General features: G+C 63.5%; 14 protein-coding genes. 7 read left to right on the top strand and 7 right to left on the bottom strand.

The genetic code is table 11. From position 1 onward, the window contains the following. Nucleotides 1-24: 24 nt before the first annotated feature. Nucleotides 25-1,227, top strand: coding sequence for an MFS transporter (locus ACK59Z_RS06125; protein ID WP_108192213.1), 1,203 nt, complete (start codon nucleotides 25-27; stop codon nucleotides 1,225-1,227). Nucleotides 1,228-1,359: 132 nt separating this feature from the next. Here ACK59Z_RS06125 and ACK59Z_RS06120 read toward each other — a convergent pair whose 3' ends face one another. Beyond that, nucleotides 1,360-4,380 (bottom strand): FAD-binding and (Fe-S)-binding domain-containing protein, encoded by a 3,021-nt coding sequence (locus ACK59Z_RS06120; RefSeq protein WP_108192212.1) that lies wholly within the window; start codon nucleotides 4,378-4,380, stop codon nucleotides 1,360-1,362. A 152-nt stretch (nucleotides 4,381-4,532) separates the two neighbouring features. Here ACK59Z_RS06120 and ACK59Z_RS06115 point away from each other — a divergent pair, with 152 nt between their 5' ends. Next, a complete protein-coding gene (locus tag ACK59Z_RS06115) occupies nucleotides 4,533-5,417 on the top strand; it encodes a LysR substrate-binding domain-containing protein (RefSeq protein WP_003254537.1) in 885 nt (294 codons plus the stop codon). A gap of 554 nt (nucleotides 5,418-5,971) precedes the next feature. Here ACK59Z_RS06115 and ACK59Z_RS06110 read toward each other — a convergent pair. From ACK59Z_RS06110 to ACK59Z_RS06085, 6 genes are all read right to left on the bottom strand, one after another. Then, nucleotides 5,972-7,390, bottom strand: a complete 1,419-nt coding sequence (locus tag ACK59Z_RS06110; protein ID WP_178085909.1) for an amino acid permease — start codon at nucleotides 7,388-7,390, stop codon at nucleotides 5,972-5,974. A gap of 638 nt (nucleotides 7,391-8,028) precedes the next feature. Next, nucleotides 8,029-9,096: a 23S rRNA pseudouridine(2605) synthase RluB gene (rluB, locus tag ACK59Z_RS06105; protein WP_003254539.1), complete on the bottom strand. Its 1,068-nt coding sequence runs from the start codon at nucleotides 9,094-9,096 to the stop codon at nucleotides 8,029-8,031. 187 nt (nucleotides 9,097-9,283) lie between these two features. After that, on the bottom strand, nucleotides 9,284-10,051 hold the full coding sequence (scpB, locus tag ACK59Z_RS06100) for an SMC-Scp complex subunit ScpB (RefSeq protein ID WP_003254540.1): 768 nt from the start codon (nucleotides 10,049-10,051) through the stop codon (nucleotides 9,284-9,286). After that, nucleotides 10,038-10,778 carry a segregation and condensation protein A gene (locus ACK59Z_RS06095; protein ID WP_409292638.1) on the bottom strand — a complete coding sequence of 247 codons (741 nt, stop codon included), beginning with the start codon at nucleotides 10,776-10,778 and terminating at the stop codon, nucleotides 10,038-10,040. The genes scpB and ACK59Z_RS06095 overlap by 14 nt, the downstream gene beginning before the upstream one ends. A gap of 110 nt (nucleotides 10,779-10,888) precedes the next feature. Continuing rightward, complete coding sequence (locus ACK59Z_RS06090; RefSeq protein ID WP_003254544.1) at nucleotides 10,889-11,518, bottom strand: L-threonylcarbamoyladenylate synthase; 630 nt, start codon at nucleotides 11,516-11,518, stop codon at nucleotides 10,889-10,891. A 13-nt stretch (nucleotides 11,519-11,531) separates the two neighbouring features. After that, nucleotides 11,532-12,392, bottom strand: coding sequence for a PHP domain-containing protein (locus ACK59Z_RS06085; protein ID WP_003254545.1), 861 nt, complete (start codon nucleotides 12,390-12,392; stop codon nucleotides 11,532-11,534). Nucleotides 12,393-12,459: 67 nt separating this feature from the next. On the opposite strand from ACK59Z_RS06085, the gene ACK59Z_RS06080 reads away from it, so the two are divergent. The 5 genes from ACK59Z_RS06080 to ACK59Z_RS06060 all read left to right on the top strand — a co-directional run bounded on the left by ACK59Z_RS06080 (nucleotide 12,460) and on the right by ACK59Z_RS06060 (nucleotide 16,637). Further along, a complete protein-coding gene (locus ACK59Z_RS06080) occupies nucleotides 12,460-13,053 on the top strand; it encodes a septation protein A (protein ID WP_003254547.1) in 594 nt (197 codons plus the stop codon). A 1-nt stretch (nucleotide 13,054) separates the two neighbouring features. Beyond that, the gene (locus tag ACK59Z_RS06075; RefSeq protein WP_003254549.1) at nucleotides 13,055-13,354 is read left to right on the top strand and encodes a YciI family protein; all 300 of its coding nucleotides are present in this window, start codon (nucleotides 13,055-13,057) and stop codon (nucleotides 13,352-13,354) included. 629 nt (nucleotides 13,355-13,983) lie between these two features. After that, nucleotides 13,984-14,661 carry a response regulator transcription factor gene (locus ACK59Z_RS06070; protein WP_003254551.1) on the top strand — a complete coding sequence of 226 codons (678 nt, stop codon included), beginning with the start codon at nucleotides 13,984-13,986 and terminating at the stop codon, nucleotides 14,659-14,661. Between the two features lie 160 nt (nucleotides 14,662-14,821). After that, nucleotides 14,822-15,238 (top strand): Spy/CpxP family protein refolding chaperone, encoded by a 417-nt coding sequence (locus ACK59Z_RS06065; protein ID WP_409292625.1) that lies wholly within the window; start codon nucleotides 14,822-14,824, stop codon nucleotides 15,236-15,238. 58 nt (nucleotides 15,239-15,296) lie between these two features. Then, on the top strand, nucleotides 15,297-16,637 hold the full coding sequence (locus ACK59Z_RS06060) for a HAMP domain-containing sensor histidine kinase (protein ID WP_108192211.1): 1,341 nt from the start codon (nucleotides 15,297-15,299) through the stop codon (nucleotides 16,635-16,637). The last annotated feature ends 32 nt before the right edge of the window (nucleotides 16,638-16,669 follow it).

Genomic DNA, 16,669 nt, shown 5'->3' with positions numbered 1-16,669 from the left:
CCTTACCGCAGCAACGGATCCCCAATGCCAGCACGCAGTCCCACATCCCTTGCCGTCACTGGGCAAGTCGTCTCCATCGTCCTGTTCACCTTCATCGGCTACCTGAACATCGGCATCCCCTTGGCCGTGTTGCCCGGCTATGTGCACAACGACCTGGGTTTCAGTGCCGTGGTCGCCGGCCTGGTGATCAGCGTGCAGTACCTCGCTACGCTGCTCAGCCGCCCTGGCGCCAGCCGCATCATCGACAACCACGGCAGCAAGAAGGCCGTCATGTACGGACTGGCCGGCTGCGGGCTCAGCGGGGTATTCATGCTGGCCTGCGCCTTCCTCACTCACCTACCTTGGCTGAGCCTGGCTTGCCTGCTGGTCGGTCGCCTGGTGCTGGGCAGCGCCGAAAGCCTGGTAGGCTCGGGTGCGATCGGCTGGGGCATTGGCCGGGTGGGTGCCGCAAACACGGCCAAGGTCATCTCCTGGAACGGCATCGCCAGCTACGGTGCGCTGGCTATCGGCGCCCCACTGGGTGTGCTGATGGTCAAAGGCCTCGGGCTGTGGAGCATGGGTGTGAGCATCATCCTGCTGTGCGTACTCGGTTTGCTGCTGGCCTGGCCCAAGCAAGCCGCACCCATCGTCAGCGGTGTACGCCTGCCGTTCCTGCGGGTGCTGGGCAAGGTATTTCCGCATGGCTCGGGGCTTGCCCTGGGCTCGATCGGCTTTGGCACCATCGCCACCTTCATCACCCTTTACTACGCAAGCCGTGGCTGGGCCAATGCGGCGCTGACCCTGAGCCTGTTCGGCGCCAGTTTCATCAGCGCACGGCTGCTCTTTGGCAACCTGATCAATCGCATCGGTGGCTTCAGGGTGGCGATCGCCTGCCTGTCGGTGGAAACGCTTGGGCTGTTGATGCTGTGGCTGGCACCCAACGCCGAACTGGCCTTGGCGGGGGCTGCACTGAGTGGGTTTGGTTTCTCGCTGGTGTTTCCGGCATTGGGCGTGGAGGCGGTGAACCAGGTGTCGGCAGCTAACCGCGGGGCAGCGGTGGGAGCGTATTCACTGTTCATCGACTTGTCACTGGGGGTGACCGGGCCATTGGTCGGTGCGGTGGCGGCGGGGTTCGGCTTCGCTTCGATGTTTCTGTTCGCGGCGGCTGCGGCAGCGTGTGGGTTGGTATTGAGCCTCTATTTGTACCGCCAGGGGCGTCGGGACAGGGTCCGTACAACAGCAGCCTGAAAGCCGGTGCCGGCCTCTTCGCGGCCCACCCCGCCCCTGCAGGGTTGACGCGCCAGCCTGGCGTGCACGATCCCCCCGTAGGAGCGGGTTCACCCGCGAAGGGCTGCAAAGCAGCCCCAAAAGGCCTCAAACTTAGCGCTGAGCGTACTGCAACACCACCTCAAGCGGGTGACGCATCTTCCGCTCGGTCATGCGCTTGACCTGGCTACGGCACGAATAACCGGTCGCCAGCGGCTCCCCGTCCTTGTCCAGCTTGGTCGCCCAGCTCTGCTCGAATATGGCTCGCGAGGTTTCCTGGTTGCGAGCTTCGTGCCCATAGGTACCGGACATACCGCAGCAACCCGTGGCCTCGGTCACCAGCTTCAGCCCCAGACGGGCGAACACCTGCTCCCACTGCCGGGTGCTGGCCGGCACGTTGGTCTTCTCGGTGCAGTGCGCCATCAGGCGGAAGCTGCCCGGTGCGGTAGGCGCCTGCTCGGGCAGCACATCCATCAACCATTCCTGCGGCAGCAGCACCTGCGGGCAACCCTCCAGGCCTGGCACCTTCTGGTACTCCTGGCGATACACCAGCGTCATCGCCGGGTCCAGCCCCACCAGCGGCACACCGCAATCGGCCAGGGCCTTGAGCTGCGTGGCGTTGCGGATCGCTGCCTTGGCAAACGCGCCAAGGAAACCCTGTACGTGCAACGGCTTGCCGTTGGCGCTGTACGGCGCCAGGAATACCCGGTGGCCCAGGCGGTGGGCAAGGTCGATGAAGGCCGACAGCAGCGGTGTTTCGAAGTAGCGGGTGAAGGCGTCCTGCACCAGCACGATGCTGCGCTCGCGCTGGGCCGGGGTCAGTTCGCGCAGGGCCGGCACCGTGGCCATGCCAACGCGGCAACGGGTCAGGGTAGCCTGGAAGTTGAAGCGGCTGATCAGCGGGCTGTCGACCATGCCCACCTTGTCGGCCAGCAGCTGGCTCACCCACTTCGAACCCATCACCGCGTTGTATAGCCCCGGTGCGTGCGCCAGGTAGGGGATGGTGAACTCGAGCGAGCCGATCAGGTAGTCACGCAGCGGGCGCTGGTAGCGACCGTGGTACAGCTCGAGGAAGCGCGAGCGGAAGTCCGGCACATTGACCTTGATCGGGCACTGCCCGGCGCACGACTTGCACGCCAGGCAGCCAGCCATGGCGTCGTACACTTCATGGGAGAAGTCTTCCTGGCCCTGGTTGCGCGCGCGGTTGTTGCGCAGACGCGCCGGCAGGCCCTTGAGCCACGACACCTTGTTGCGCGCCGCAGCCAGCACATCGATGTTCGCCTCGCCCTGCAGGCGCAGCCACTCGCGCATCAGCGAGGCGCGGCCCTTGGGCGAATGCTGGCGTTCGCGGGTAGCTTTCCACGACGGGCACATGGCGTCGTTGGGGTCATAGTTGTAACAGGCGCCATTGCCGTTGCAGTGCACGGCGCTGGGGAAGTCCTGCCATACGCGCTCGTCAATGGTACGGTCAAGGTCGCCGCGCAGGGTCACGCCATCGACCGGGGTCAGGCCCTCGGCGCTGCCCAGTGGCGTGCAGATCTTGCCCGGGTTGAGCTGGTTGTGCGGGTCAAAGGCGCCCTTCAGGCGCTGCAACGCCGGGTACAGCTCACCGAAGTACTCGGGCACGTATTCCGAGCGCAGGCCCTTGCCGTGCTCACCCCACAGCAGGCCGCCATAACGCTTGGTCAGCGCGGCAACGGCGTCGGAAATCGGCTTGACCAGCGCGGCCTGCGCCGGGTCCTTCATGTCCAGTGCCGGGCGCACATGCAGCACGCCGGCATCGACGTGGCCAAACATGCCGTAGGCCAGGCCGTAGCCATCGAGCAGTGCGCGGAAATCGGCGATGTAGTCGGCCAACTGCTCTGGCGGTACCGCGGTGTCCTCCACGAACGGCTGCGGGCGCACTTCGCCTTCGACGTTGCCCAGCAGGCCCACCGAACGCTTGCGCATGGTATAGACGCGGGTGACTGCCTCGGCGCCTTCGGCCAAAGTGTGGCCCAGGCGCTCGACGCTGGTGTCGCTTTGCAGGTGCTGGATGAACGCCTGCACCTTGGCGTTGACCTCGGCCGGCTCGTCGCCGCAGAACTCCACCAGGTTGATGCCCAGCGTGGGGCGCTCGGGGTCCGCCGGGAAATACTCGGCAACGCTGTGCCAAACGATGTCTTTCATCGCCAGCATCAGCACCTTGGAGTCGACCGTCTCGATCGACAGCGGCTTGTGCGCCATCAGCGCGTTGGCATCACGCAGCGCATCCATGAAGCTGGTGTAGCGTACGTTGACCAGCACCGCATATTTGGGAATCGGCAGCACGTTGAGCTTGGCTTCGACCACGTAGCCCAGCGAGCCCTCGGCGCCGCACAGCACGCTGTTGAGGTTGAAGCGGCCCTGCTCGTCGCGCAGGTGCGCCAGGTCGTAGCCGGTCAGGCAACGGTTGAGCTTGGGAAAGGTGGTTTCAATCAGTTCGGCCTGGGTTTCCTGAATTTCCCGGGCCATGCGGTACACCTCGCCGACCCGGCCCGGCGCGGCGCAGGCCTGCTCCAGCGCAGCATCGTCGATCGGCAGGCTGTGCAGGCGTTCGCCACCGAGCAGCACGCTGTGCAGCTCCAGCACGTGGTCGCGGGTTTTGCCGTAGGTGCAACTGCCCTGGCCACTGGCATCCGTGTTGATCATGCCGCCGACCGTGGCGCGGTTGGAGGTGGACAGCTCAGGGGCGAAGAACAGCCCGTGCGGCTTGAGCGCAGCATTGAGCTGGTCCTTGACCGTGCCGGCCTGTACCCGCACCCAGCGCTCTTGCACGTTGATTTCGAGAATGTTGTTCATGTGCCGCGACAGGTCGACGACGATACCGTCGGTCAGCGACTGGCCGTTGGTGCCGGTGCCACCACCGCGGGGGGTCAGCTTGACCTGCTGGAAGCGCGGTTCACCCATTAGCGTGGCGACCCGCGCCACATCGTCGGCATCCAGAGGGAACACCGCCGCCTGCGGCAAGCGCTGGTAGATCGAGTTGTCGGTGGCCAGTACCGTGCGGGTTGCGTAGTCGGCACTGATCTGGCCACGGAAGCCGCTGTTGCGCAGGGCTTCGAGGAATTCGGGGTAATTGGCGCTCGGTGCAACGGTGGACAGCTGGGCGATCATCGAAGGATGGCCTCTTGATATTGGCTAAATCACGGGATCCCTGTCGCCCCGGCATGGGTTGAGGCATGCAGGGATGACGTATAGGCCAATGTTCCTGTAGTTTCGCGTCAGGGGCAAACGGATAATCCTGCCGCTATCAATGACTTTTATGAATGAATTACCGCCACCTGACCCCATCCATGTCACTGCTGCTGGCTTTCGAGGCCGCCGCCCGGCATGAAAGCTACACCCGTGCCGCCGCCGAACTGTCGCTGACCCAAAGCGCGGTCAGCCGCCAGGTGCAAGCCTTGGAGCAGCAGTTGGGCCTGACCCTGTTCCGCCGCGAGGGGCGCCAGGTGCAGCTGACCGATGTCGGCCGCCTGTACCAGCGCGAGCTGAGCGAGGCACTGGGGCGCATCCGCAGCGCCACCTTGCAGGCACTGGCCTATCAGTCGGGGGTAGGCACCTTGCGCCTGGCTACCCTGCCAACCTTCGGCTCGAAATGGCTGTTGCCGAGGCTGCATGCGTTCTACAGCGCTCACCCAGGCATGCTGGTGCACATTCATTCACGCATTGAAACCATCAACTTCGACACCAGCGAAATCGATGCCGCCATCGGCGTGGCCAGCCACGACTTGCCGGGGCTTGTCTGCCATCGCCTGCATGCCGAGGAGCTGGTGGTGATCTTGCCGCCGGAGGCCGGCGTCGGCAGCCAAGGCTGGAGCCCGGCTCGGATCAGTGAAGAGGTGCTGCTGAATGTGGCCAACAACCCGCATGCGTGGGGCGAGTGGTTTTCCCATCATGGCTTGCCGCATCGGGCGATGCGGCTGGGGCCGAGTTTCGAGCTGACCTCGCACCTGATCCAGGCGGTACGTGCCGGGATCGGGATCGGGCTGGTGCCGCGCATATTGGTGGAGGAGGAACTGGCCAAGGGCGAGCTGTACAGCCCGGGTGTGGCGTTTGCCAGCCAGCGTAGTTATTACCTGATCTACCCGCCGAGGAATGAGGCACTGCCGTCGCTGCGGGCATTCAGGGGGTGGTTGCTGGAGCAGATCTGATTGTTGGCGGGATCACCTGACCTGAGGGCAACGCTGTACCTGTAGGAGCGGGTTCACCCGCGCAAGGGCCGGGCCTGCTGGCCAATCTTCACCTGCCGCTCACCGTTGCCGCCGCTACCGTATTCGCGGGTAAACCCGCTCCTACAAGGGTTGCGCAAGCCTCAGGCATACCAGGTCGTTGTAGGAGCGGGTTCACCCGCGAAAGGGCCGGGCCTGCTGGCCAATCTCACCTGCCGCTCACCGTTGCCGCCGCTACCGTATTCGCGGGTAAACCCGCTCCTACAAGGGTTACGCGAACCTCAGGCATACCAGGTCGTTGTAGGAGCGGGTTTACCCGCGAAAGGGCCGGGCCTGCTGGCCAATCTCCACCATCCTTTCACCGTGGCCGCCGCTACCGTATTCGCGGGTAAACCCGCGCCTACAAGGGTTACGCGAACCTCAGGCATACCAGGTCGTTGTAGGAGCGGGTTCACCCGCGAACAGGCCCGTACAGGCAACAAAAAACCCGAAGCCAGTCACCTGACTCCGGGTTTTCGCATACCGCTTATGGCGCCTTACTTGGCCACAGTCTCAACAGCACCGCCCGCATTCACCTGGCGACGCGACTTGACCATGTACACCGCCAACATCGCAAGCAGCCACACCGGGATCGCATACACCGACACCTGGATGCCCGGGATCATCAGCATGATGCCCAGAATCAGCACCACGAAAGCCAGCACCACATAGTTGCCGTACGGGTACCACAGCGCCTTGAACAGCGGCTTCTGGCCGGTACGGTCGAGGTGCTGACGGAACTTCAGGTGCGAGTAGCTGATCATCGCCCAGTTGATCACCAGGGTGGCCACGACCAGCGACATCAGCAGCTCCAGCGCGTTTTGCGGCATCAGGTAGTTCAGCAGCACGGCGACGAAGGTCACGGCAGCCGACACCAGGATCGAACGCACTGGCACGCCCCGCTTGTCGACCTTGGCCAGCGACGCCGGGGCATCGCCCTGCTCGGCCATACCCAACAGCATGCGGGCGTTGCAGTAGGTGCCACTGTTGTACACCGACAGCGCCGCAGTCAGCACCACGAAGTTCAGCAGGTTGGCAGCCACGTCACTGCCCAACAGCGAGAACACTTGCACGAACGGGCTGCTGCCGTAGCTGCCTCCCGAGGCGTCGATGCTGGCGACCAGGTTGTCCCACGGGGTCAGCGACAGCAGCACCACCAGGGCACCGACATAGAAGATCAGGATGCGGTAGATGACCTGGTTGATCGCTTTGGGGATCACGGTCTTTGGCTTGTCAGCCTCGGCGGCGGTGAAGCCGAGCATTTCCAGGCCACCAAAGGAAAACATGATGAAAGCCAAGGCCATTACCAGCCCGCTGACGCCGTTGGGGAAGAAACCGCCATGTGTCCACAGGTTGGCCACGGTGGCTTCAGGGCCGCCGCTGCCGCTGGTCAGCAGGTAGGCACCCAGGCCGATCATGCTGACGATGGCGACCACTTTGATGATGGCGAACCAGAATTCGGCTTCACCGAAGAACTTCACGTTCATCAGGTTGATGGCGTTGATCAGCACGAAGAAGGCTGCCGCCGTGACCCAGGTGGGGATCTCCGGCCACCAGTAGTGAACATACTTGCCGACCGCCGAAAGCTCCGACATACCCACCAGGATATACAGCACCCAGCAGTTCCAGCCCGACAGGAAGCCGGCGAAACCACCCCAGTAGGTGTGGGCGAAATGGCTGAACGAGCCGGCCACCGGCTCTTCGACGATCATTTCACCCAGCTGGCGCATGATCATGAAGGCGATGAAGCCGCAGATGGCGTAGCCAAGAATCATCGACGGGCCGGCGGATTTCATCACGCCAGCCGAGCCGAGGAACAGGCCGGTACCAATCGCACCGCCGAGGGCGATCAACTGGATATGGCGGTTCTTCAGGCCCCGCTTTAGCTCGCCTGAATGCATGTTTTGTCCACTCATGAACGAAGTCACCTGCATTGTTTTTATCTGTGACGGAATCGGACCCACCGCGCTCGTGGCGCAGCGGAATGGGCAAGGTGGTTACCTTGGGTTTCTTGACCTCAGGTGCCGCCGGAGCGGGTCAACCAGGCGTGATCAAGAGTGCGCGGTACGCAAGAGGGTCACAGGTAAAACGCGGCGCACTGTATACCCCTGCAAACGCGCAGGCGTCAACGCGTTGCATCGTTTCCTCGGGAAAAAACGCAGCGTTCCTGTGGTACAGGCCTTCAAAGGCGAAGTGATCGGCGTACATGGCGCCTCCATTTGTTGTTTTGTCAGCCCGGCTCTTTGGACGGGCTCCTGCACAAGGCAATGGCGGCTATAACACCGTGGGGACGGGGGTTTGGGCAAGCGTGGCTGGCGCCATGGCGACGGCTTTGGCACAGCGGCGCCGGCAAGGTTTATTTACACGATCGGGCTTGATCTGAAATGCGGACTGAAAACGGCCACATTCGTATAGATTTCTTTACAAGGCGGTTCAAGAACTTGCCAGTCGTCCGAAAAATTCTTTTTGTTCAATATCTTGGGCTTAGTCCACATTCGCGCAGGCATAAAAAAACCAGCCCGAAGGCTGGTTCCTTGATGACCACACTGGCTTATCAGCCACGCGGCTTGCCGCGACCACGGCCTGCCGGCTTGTCGCCATCAGGCTTGCCCGGACGCTTGCGCATCTCGCTCGGGCGCTCAGCCACCGTGCTGCCACGGGTGGGTTTACGCGGCGCTTCTTCACGCGGCTGACGCGCCGGGCGTTCGCCAGTAGCGGCACCTTCGTGGGCCGGGCGCAGGTTGCGCACGCGCTCGCCACGGCCCAGCGGGCGGGTCGACTTGCGCTGCAGGCGCTCCATCTTGTCCTTGGCCTTGAGCTTCATGGCTGGCAGCGCGACCGGCTGCAGGCCCACTTCGGCGGCGAGGATGTCGATTTCGCCCTGGGTCATTTCGCGCCAGCGGCCCATCGGCAGGTCCGAATTGAGGAACACCGGGCCGAAACGCACACGCTTCAGGCGGCTGACCACCATGCCCTGGGATTCCCACAGGCGACGCACCTCACGGTTACGACCTTCCATCACCACGCAGTGGTACCAGTGGTTGAAGCCTTCGCCACCCGGTGCCTTCTGGATATCGGTGAACTTGGCCGGGCCGTCTTCCAGCATTACGCCGGCTTTCAGGCGCTCGATCATCTCGTCGTCGACTTCACCGCGCACACGTACCGCGTACTCGCGGTCCATCTCGTAGGACGGGTGCATCAGGCGGTTGGCCAGCTCACCGTCGGTGGTGAACAGCAGCAAGCCAGTGGTGTTGATGTCGAGGCGGCCGATGTTGATCCAGCGGCCTTCTTTTGGCCGTGGCAAACGGTCGAACACGGTCGGGCGCCCTTCCGGGTCGTCACGGGTGCAGATTTCGCCGTCGGGCTTGTTGTACATGATCACCCGGCGGGTGGCCTCGGCGGCCTCCTCGCGCTTGATCAGCTTGCCGTCCACGGCGATGGCGTCGTGCAGGTCTACGCGCTGGCCAAGGGTGGCCTCGACGCCGTTGACCTTGATGCGACCCTGGCTGATCCAGGCCTCGACATCACGCCGCGAGCCCACGCCAATGCGCGCCAGCACTTTCTGCAGCTTTTCGCCGGATGGCGGGGTGATTTCGGTCTCTTTCAGGTCTTGCTCACTCATCTGGGCACCTCCCGGTGTAGGAATGAAAACAGGTTTCTGGCGACGAACGCGCCAAAAGGCCGCGCATCATACGCGGTTCATCAGGGGAACGCACTGGAGGGTAGAGGGTTTTGTGGGGCTGGGCATGATTTTCTGCCCAATGGGCTTTGTGCTGGCCGCTCCGCGGGCAGCACAGGCAGCAGATCAATCAGGGCTGCGCCTTGTTCTCTTCCTCCACCGAAGGCTCAGGCTCTTCTCCCCGCAAATCATCAAAATCGGTTTTCAAACCGTCTTCCATGGCATCCAGCTCCACCAACAGGCTACGGAAGCTGGTCTCCTCTCTCGGCTCACCAACCTCCTCTTCCCCAAGGCTGGCATCCGCCAACGCCTGCAGGTGCGCAGGCACCGGCGCATCATCCGGGTCAAGTTGCGGCGCTGGTTCCATTTCGCGCAGCTCGGCCAAGGCCGGCAGGTCCTCAAGGCTCTTGAGGTTGAAATGATCGAGAAACGCCTTGGTGGTGGCGAACATCGCCGGCCGGCCGGGCACTTCGCGGTAGCCGACCACGCGAATCCACTCGCGCTCCATCATGGTCTTGATGATATTGCTGTTCACCGCAACGCCCCGCACGTCCTCGATTTCACCACGGGTGATCGGCTGGCGGTAGGCAATCAGGGCCAGTGTCTCAAGCAGCGCTCGCGAGTAGCGCTGCGGGCGCTCTTCCCACAGGCGCCCGACCCAAGGGGCATAAACCTCGCGAATCTGCAGGCGATAGCCGCTGGCCACCTCCTTGAGCTCGAACGCACGCCCATTGCACGACTTGCCCAGCACCTCCAGGGCCTGCCTGAACACCTTGGGCTCGGGGCGCTCGGCTTCCTCGAACAGCTCGTACAGGCGCTCCAGGGATTGCGGCTTGCCCGAAGCGAGCAAGAAGGCTTCGATCAGCGACGCCAGGTCGCGGGGTTCATTCAGGTTCATTGGGTTCTTCAGCTGGCGCCGGGCGAAGCCGCACGTGAATGGCGGCGAAAGGTTCATTCTGCACCAGTTCGATCAGCGATTCCTTCACCAGTTCGAGAACGGCCATGAAGGTCACCACCACGCCCAGCTTGCCCTCCTCGGCAGCAAACAACGCGATGAACGGCACAAAGGCACCGCCCTTGAGACGCTCCAGCACCTGGCTCATGCGCTCGCGGGTGGACAAGGTCTCACGGGTGATCTGATGGCTTTCGAACAGGTCGTTGCGGCGCATCACCTCGGCCATGGACATCAGCAGCTCTTCCAGGCTGACCTGAGGCAACAGCTTGCGTACCTTGGCCTGCGGCGCTTCCAGGCGCGGCACCACCACCTCGCGCCCGACCCGTGGCAATTCGTCGATGCCCTCGGCGGCGGCCTTGAAGCGCTCGTACTCCTGCAGGCGGCGGATCAGCTCGGCGCGAGGGTCACCCTCCTCCTCCTCGACGTCGGCGGAACGCGGCAGCAGCATGCGTGACTTGATCTCGGCCAGCATGGCAGCCATCACCAGGTATTCGGCAGCCAGTTCAAGGCGCACGCTTTTCATCAGCTCCACATAGCCCATGTACTGCCGGGTGATCTCGGCCACAGGGATGTCGAGGATGTCGATATTCTGCTTGCGGATCAGGTACAGCAACAGGTCCAGCGGGCCTTCGAACGCTTCGAGGATGACTTCAAGGGCGTCCGGCGGGATGTACAGGTCCAGCGGCAGCTCGGTCAGGGCTTCGCCATAGACCAGCGCCAACTGCAGTTGCCGAGGCGCTTCGACCCGTTCGGCCGGCGCCTCAGGCGCTTCCAGCTGGCTCACGCGTTGACCAGGAACGGCGTGGGGTCGCCACAACCTTCGCGGATCAGTTCCGGCTCGTCGCCGGACAGGTCGATGATGGTCGACGCCTTGAGGTCGCCGAACCCGCCATCGATCACCAGGTCAACATGGTGTTCCAGCCGTTCACGGATCTCGTAAGGGTCGGTCATCGGCTCGCTGTCGCCCGGCAGGATCAGGCTGACGCTCATCAGTGGCTCGCCCAACTCGGCCAGCAAGGCCAGGGTGATGGCGTGGTCCGGTACACGCAGCCCGATGGTGCGACGCTTATCGTGCAACAGCAGACGCGGCACTTCACGCGTGCCGTTGAGGATGAAGGTGTAAGGCCCCGGTACATGCGCCTTCAGCATGCGGAAGGTGCCGGTGTCGACCTTGGCATACAACCCCAGTTGCGACATGTCGCAGCACATCAGGGTGAAGTTGTGCGTCTTGTCCAGCCCGCGCAGGCGCCGCACCCGCTCGATTGCCGACTTGTCGCCTATCTGGCAACCCAGCGCATAGGCCGAGTCCGTCGGATACACCACCACGCCCCCCTTGCGGATGATCTCGACGGCCTGTTTTATCAGGCGCGCCTGTGGGTTCTCCGGATGAATCTGGAAAAATTGGCTCACGTAATCGTCCTGTTCATAGCGCCAAAGGCTGTTCATGGCTGAATCGACGCCACAAAGGTGGCAGATCCTCGGGCAAAGGCCGATAGGCACCGATCTCGCCCCAGGTGCCGGGGCCGTGGAAGTCACTGCCAGCGCTTGCCAGCAGGCCGAACTCACGGGCAAGAATGGACATAGTGCCCACTTGCTCGGCAGGCATCATCCCGTTGACCACTTCAAGCGCCTGCCCTCCTGCCTGAATATAGTCGGCAATCAGCCGCCTGCGCTTGCTGCGGGTCAGGTCGTAGTGCATGGGATGCGCCAGGCTCACCCAGGCGTTGGACTGCCTCAGCGTGGCAACGGTTTCGTCGAGCGTCGGCCAGTGCTGCTTGACATCGCCCAGCTTGCCGGCGCCCAGCCACTTGCGAAACGCTTCACCACGGTCCTTGACGTGCCCGGCACGCACCAGATATTCGGCAAAATGCGGGCGCGCCGGGGCGTTGCCGCTGTCACCCAGCTCGTGCTGCACGGCGCGCGCGCCTTCAAGCGTGCCGGGCATGCCCTTGGCCGCCAGCCGTTTGTCGATTTCTTCGGCACGCAGCCAGCGGCCGCGGTGCAACGCTTGAATCGCCGCCAGCAATGGCGGTGCATCGAGCGGGAAATCATAGCCCAGCACGTGAATGGTCGCGCCGCCCCACGTGCAAGACAGCTCCACACCGCTGACCCAGCGCATACCCAGGTCAACGCAGGCCTGGCGCGCTTCGGGCAGGCCTTCGAGGGTGTCATGGTCGGTCAGCGCCAGCGCTTGCACCCCGTGTTCATGGGCCCGGGCAACCAGTACCGAAGGCGACAGGGCGCCGTCGGAGGCCGTGCTGTGACAGTGCAGATCAACATTCATGGAGGAGCGCTTTCGCTGGAATCGATGTTTGTTATTATGCCGTCACATCCCGATTCTGGCTGCCATTGTGAAACAATTCATCGATTTCATCCCGCTGCTGCTGTTCTTCATCGTCTACAAGCTCGACCCGCGCCCCATGGAAGTCGCCGGCCATCACTTCGAATTTGGCGGCATCTACAGCGCCACAGCCATGCTGATCATCAGCTCGCTGGTCGTGTACGGCGTATTGTTCCTGCGCCAGCGCAAGCTGGAAAAGGGCCAGTGGCTGACGCTGATCGCCTGCCTGGTGTTCGGTGGCCTGACCCTGACCTTTCACAGCGAGACCTTTCTCAAGTGGAAGGCTCCTGTCGTGAACTGGCTGTTCGCCCTGGGTTTTGCCGGCAGCCACTTCATCGGCGATCGGGTGCTGATCAAGCGCATCATGGGCCACGCCCTGACCCTGCCTGATGCCATCTGGACGCGCCTGAACCTGGCCTGGATCGCTTTCTTCCTGTTCTGCGGCGCGGCCAACCTGTTCGTCGCCTTCACCTTCCAGGACTTCTGGGTGGACTTCAAGGTGTTCGGCAGCCTGGGCATGACCGTTATCTTCCTGGTGGCGCAAGGCGTGTACCTGTCGCGCCACCTGCACGATGACCCTTCTACCTCCAAACCCAAGGATTGACATGCTCTACGCCATTATCGCCAGCGACGTCGCAAACTCCCTGGAAAAGCGCCTGGCTGCCCGCCCGGCGCACATCGAACGCCTGCAGCAGCTCAAGGCCGAAGGCCGCGTGGTGTTGGCCGGCCCGCACCCGGCCATCGACAGCAACGACCCGGGCGAAGCGGGTTTCAGCGGTAGCCTGATCGTTGCCGAATTCGAATCGCTGGCGGCGGCGCAGACCTGGGCCGATGCCGACCCGTACATCGCTGCCGGCGTGTACGACAAGGTTGTGGTCAAGCCGTTCAAGCAAGTGCTGCCTTGACCTGAGACGGCACGGCCTTCTTCGCTACACAAACCTTCGGATCTGTGCCATCGCCCGTAGGAGCGGGTTCACCCGCGAAGAGGCTGGGCCTGCGGGCCAATCTCCATCCGCCGTTCACCGTTGCCGCCGCTACCGTATTCGCGGGTAAACCCGCTCCTACACAGATTGGTGGTGGACACACGTCGGTGGTTGGACTCAGCCCTTTGTAGGAGCGGGTTCACCCGCGAAAGGGCAAGGCCTGCAGGCCAATCTCCATCCGCCGTTCACCATTGCCGCCGCTACCGTATTCGCGGGTAAACCCGCTCCTACACAGATTGGTGGTGGACACACGTCGGTGGTTGGACTCAGCCCTTTGTAGGAGCGGGTTCACCCGCGAAAGGGCCGGGCCTGCTGACCAATCTCCACACGCTGTTCACCGTTGCCGCCGCTACCGTATTCGCGGGTAAACCCGCTCCTACACAGATTGGTGGTGGACACATCTCGGTGGTTGGACACAGCCCGCTGTAGGAGCGGGTTCACCCGCGAAGAGGGCCACGCGGTACCAGCAGTTATACTCAGGCCATCAGTCTGCGGTATCTTTGCCACTGGCGGGCCGAATAACCGCCGTCAATGGTTGAATTGAGTGAGTCATGAGCGAGCTGTTACTGATTGATGATGACCAGGAACTGTGCGAGCTGCTCGGCAGCTGGCTGACCCAGGAAGGGTTTTCCGTGCGTGCCTGCCACGATGGGCAGAGCGCACGCCTGGCCCTGGCCGAGCATGCCCCTGCTGCTGTGGTACTGGATGTGATGTTGCCCGACGGCAGTGGCCTGGAGCTTCTCAAGCAGCTGCGCAGCGAGCATGCCGAGCTACCGGTGCTGATGCTGTCAGCCCGCGGCGAGCCGCTGGACCGCATTCTCGGCCTGGAACTGGGTGCCGACGATTACCTGGCCAAACCCTGCGACCCGCGCGAGCTCACTGCCCGCCTGCGCGCGGTGCTGCGCCGCAGCCACCCCACCGCCACAACCAGCCAGATGGAGCTGGGTGACCTGGTCTACAGCCCTGCGCGGGGCGTGGCCAGCATCGATGGCCGCGAAATGACCCTGACCCTGTCCGAAAGCCGTATTCTTGAAGCGCTGCTGCGCCAGCCCGGCGAGCCGCTGGACAAACAGGAGCTGGCGCAGATCGGCCTGGGCCGCAAGCTGACCCTGTACGACCGCAGCCTGGACATGCATGTCAGCAACCTGCGCAAGAAGATCGGCCCCCACGCCGATGGCCGGCCACGCATTGTGGCGTTGCGTAGCCGTGGCTATTACTACTGCCTGTAAAAACGCCGGGGCCGCTGCGCGCCCCATTGGCGGCACAAGGCGGGGCCTGCACGGGCCAATCATCTTTACTTTGCCTTTACCATCCCCTGACTGCGCTTGACGGTGATCTCCCTAGACTGTGCTCATCCGGTAATCACCGGCCTATGAAAGGAGAGACACCATGCGCAAGACCCTTATCGCCCTGATGTTCGCTGCCGCTTTGCCGACCGTAGCCATGGCCATGCCAGATGGCGGCCCGCGCCACGACGGCCCGCATCATCGCGGTGATGCGCCTTTCCACCAACTGGACCTGAGCCGCGATCAGCGCCAGCAGATCGGCAAGCTGATGGGCGAGCAAATGCAGCAGCGCCGCGACATTACCGAGCGCTACCTGTCCAAGCTGCCGGCCGCCGACCAGAAAGCCATGAAGGATGAACTGCAAGCCAACCGCGACAAGACCGACAGCGCAGTGCGCAAGTTGCTCACGGCTGACCAGCAGAAGAAGTTCGATGAACTGCAAAAAGAACGCGCCGCCAAGAAAGCCGAGTGGCAGGAGTTCCAGGCCTGGAAAGCTGAAAAAGGCGCCAAGGCCCATTAAGCTGTCCGCCCCGTGCCCGGCCCGCATCACTGCGGGCCGGGCTTTTCCCGTTTAGGAGGTGCACTTGCGTTCACTGTTCTGGCGCATCCTGGCCAGTTTCTGGCTGGCCATCACCCTGGTCGCAGGCCTGTCGATCCTGCTGGGGCACATGCTCAACCAGGACGCCTGGATCCTCAGCCGCCACCCGGGCCTGAATACCCTGGCCAGCAAGTGGGCCAAGCACTACGAGCAGGAAGGCCTGGAGGCGGCCCAGCACTTTCTGGAACGACGCAAGGACCGCTACAAGATCGACGTGCAGGTGCTCGACGATAGCGGTGAGGCCGTGGTGCCCGGTACCTTTCCACGCCGTGCGGCAGCCTTCGAAGCGCGCCAGCACAATGACCAGCGGCGCTTGCCATGGCGCCGGCTGACCGAGGAATACACCAGCCCCGACACCGGCGAAACCTACTTGCTGATCTACCGCATTCCTCACCCGGCGCTGGATGCCTGGCACCGCGAGAGCCTGCTGTGGCCGCTCAGCGCACTGGGCATTGCCTTGGTCGTGCTGACCCTGTTCAGCCTGCTGGTGACGCTGTCCATCACTCGCCCGCTAAGCCGCCTGCGCAGCGCCGTACACGACCTGGGCCAGACCACCTATCAGCAGAACAGCCTGGCACGGCTGGCAGCGCGGCGTGACGAGTTTGGCGTGCTGGCCAAGGACTTCAACAAGATGGGCGCGCGCCTGCAAAGCACCATTGGCAGCCAGCGCCAGCTGCTACGCGATGTGTCCCACGAACTGCGCTCGCCGCTGGCCAGGCTGCGTATCGCCCTGGCCCTGGCCGAACGCGCCGAGCCTGAGCAGCGGCAAGCGCTGTGGCCACGCCTGACCCGCGAGTGCGACCGCCTGGAAGACCTGATCAGCGAAATCCTCGCCCTGGCCCGAGTGGATGCCGAACAGGCTCATGCCGAACCCGTCGACATCAATGCCTTGCTCGGCAGCGTACGCAAGGACGCCCTGCTGAGCGCACCGGAGCAGGACGTGCGCCTGAAGGCGCAGCCGGGGTTGAACTTGCAGGGTTGGCCAACGCTGATCGAGCGTGCCGTGGACAACCTGCTGCGCAATGCCCTGCGCTTCAACCCGGCGGGCCAGCCGGTCGAGGTCAGCGCCGCACGCGAGCAGGACCGCATCGTGATCAGCGTGCGTGACCATGGGCCTGGGGCGGCAGCGGAGCACCTGGCGCAACTGGGTGAGCCGTTCTTCCGCGCGCCAGGGCAGGAAGCACCGGGGCATGGCCTGGGGCTGGCGATTGCGCGCAAGGCCGCGGAGCGCCATGGCGGTAGCCTGGTGCTGGAGAATCATCCACAGGGTGGGTTTGTGGCCAGGCTGGAGTTGCCCCTGGCTGAAGCGACAGGCAGTTGATGGGGTGTAAAGGTACCTGGCCTCTTCGCGGG

It is taken from the genome of Pseudomonas sp. KCJK9058 (genome assembly GCF_046230975.1).
Taxonomy (GTDB): Bacteria; Pseudomonadota; Gammaproteobacteria; order Pseudomonadales; family Pseudomonadaceae; genus Aquipseudomonas; species Aquipseudomonas alloputida.
This window is presented reverse-complemented; position numbering and strand designations above follow the sequence as displayed.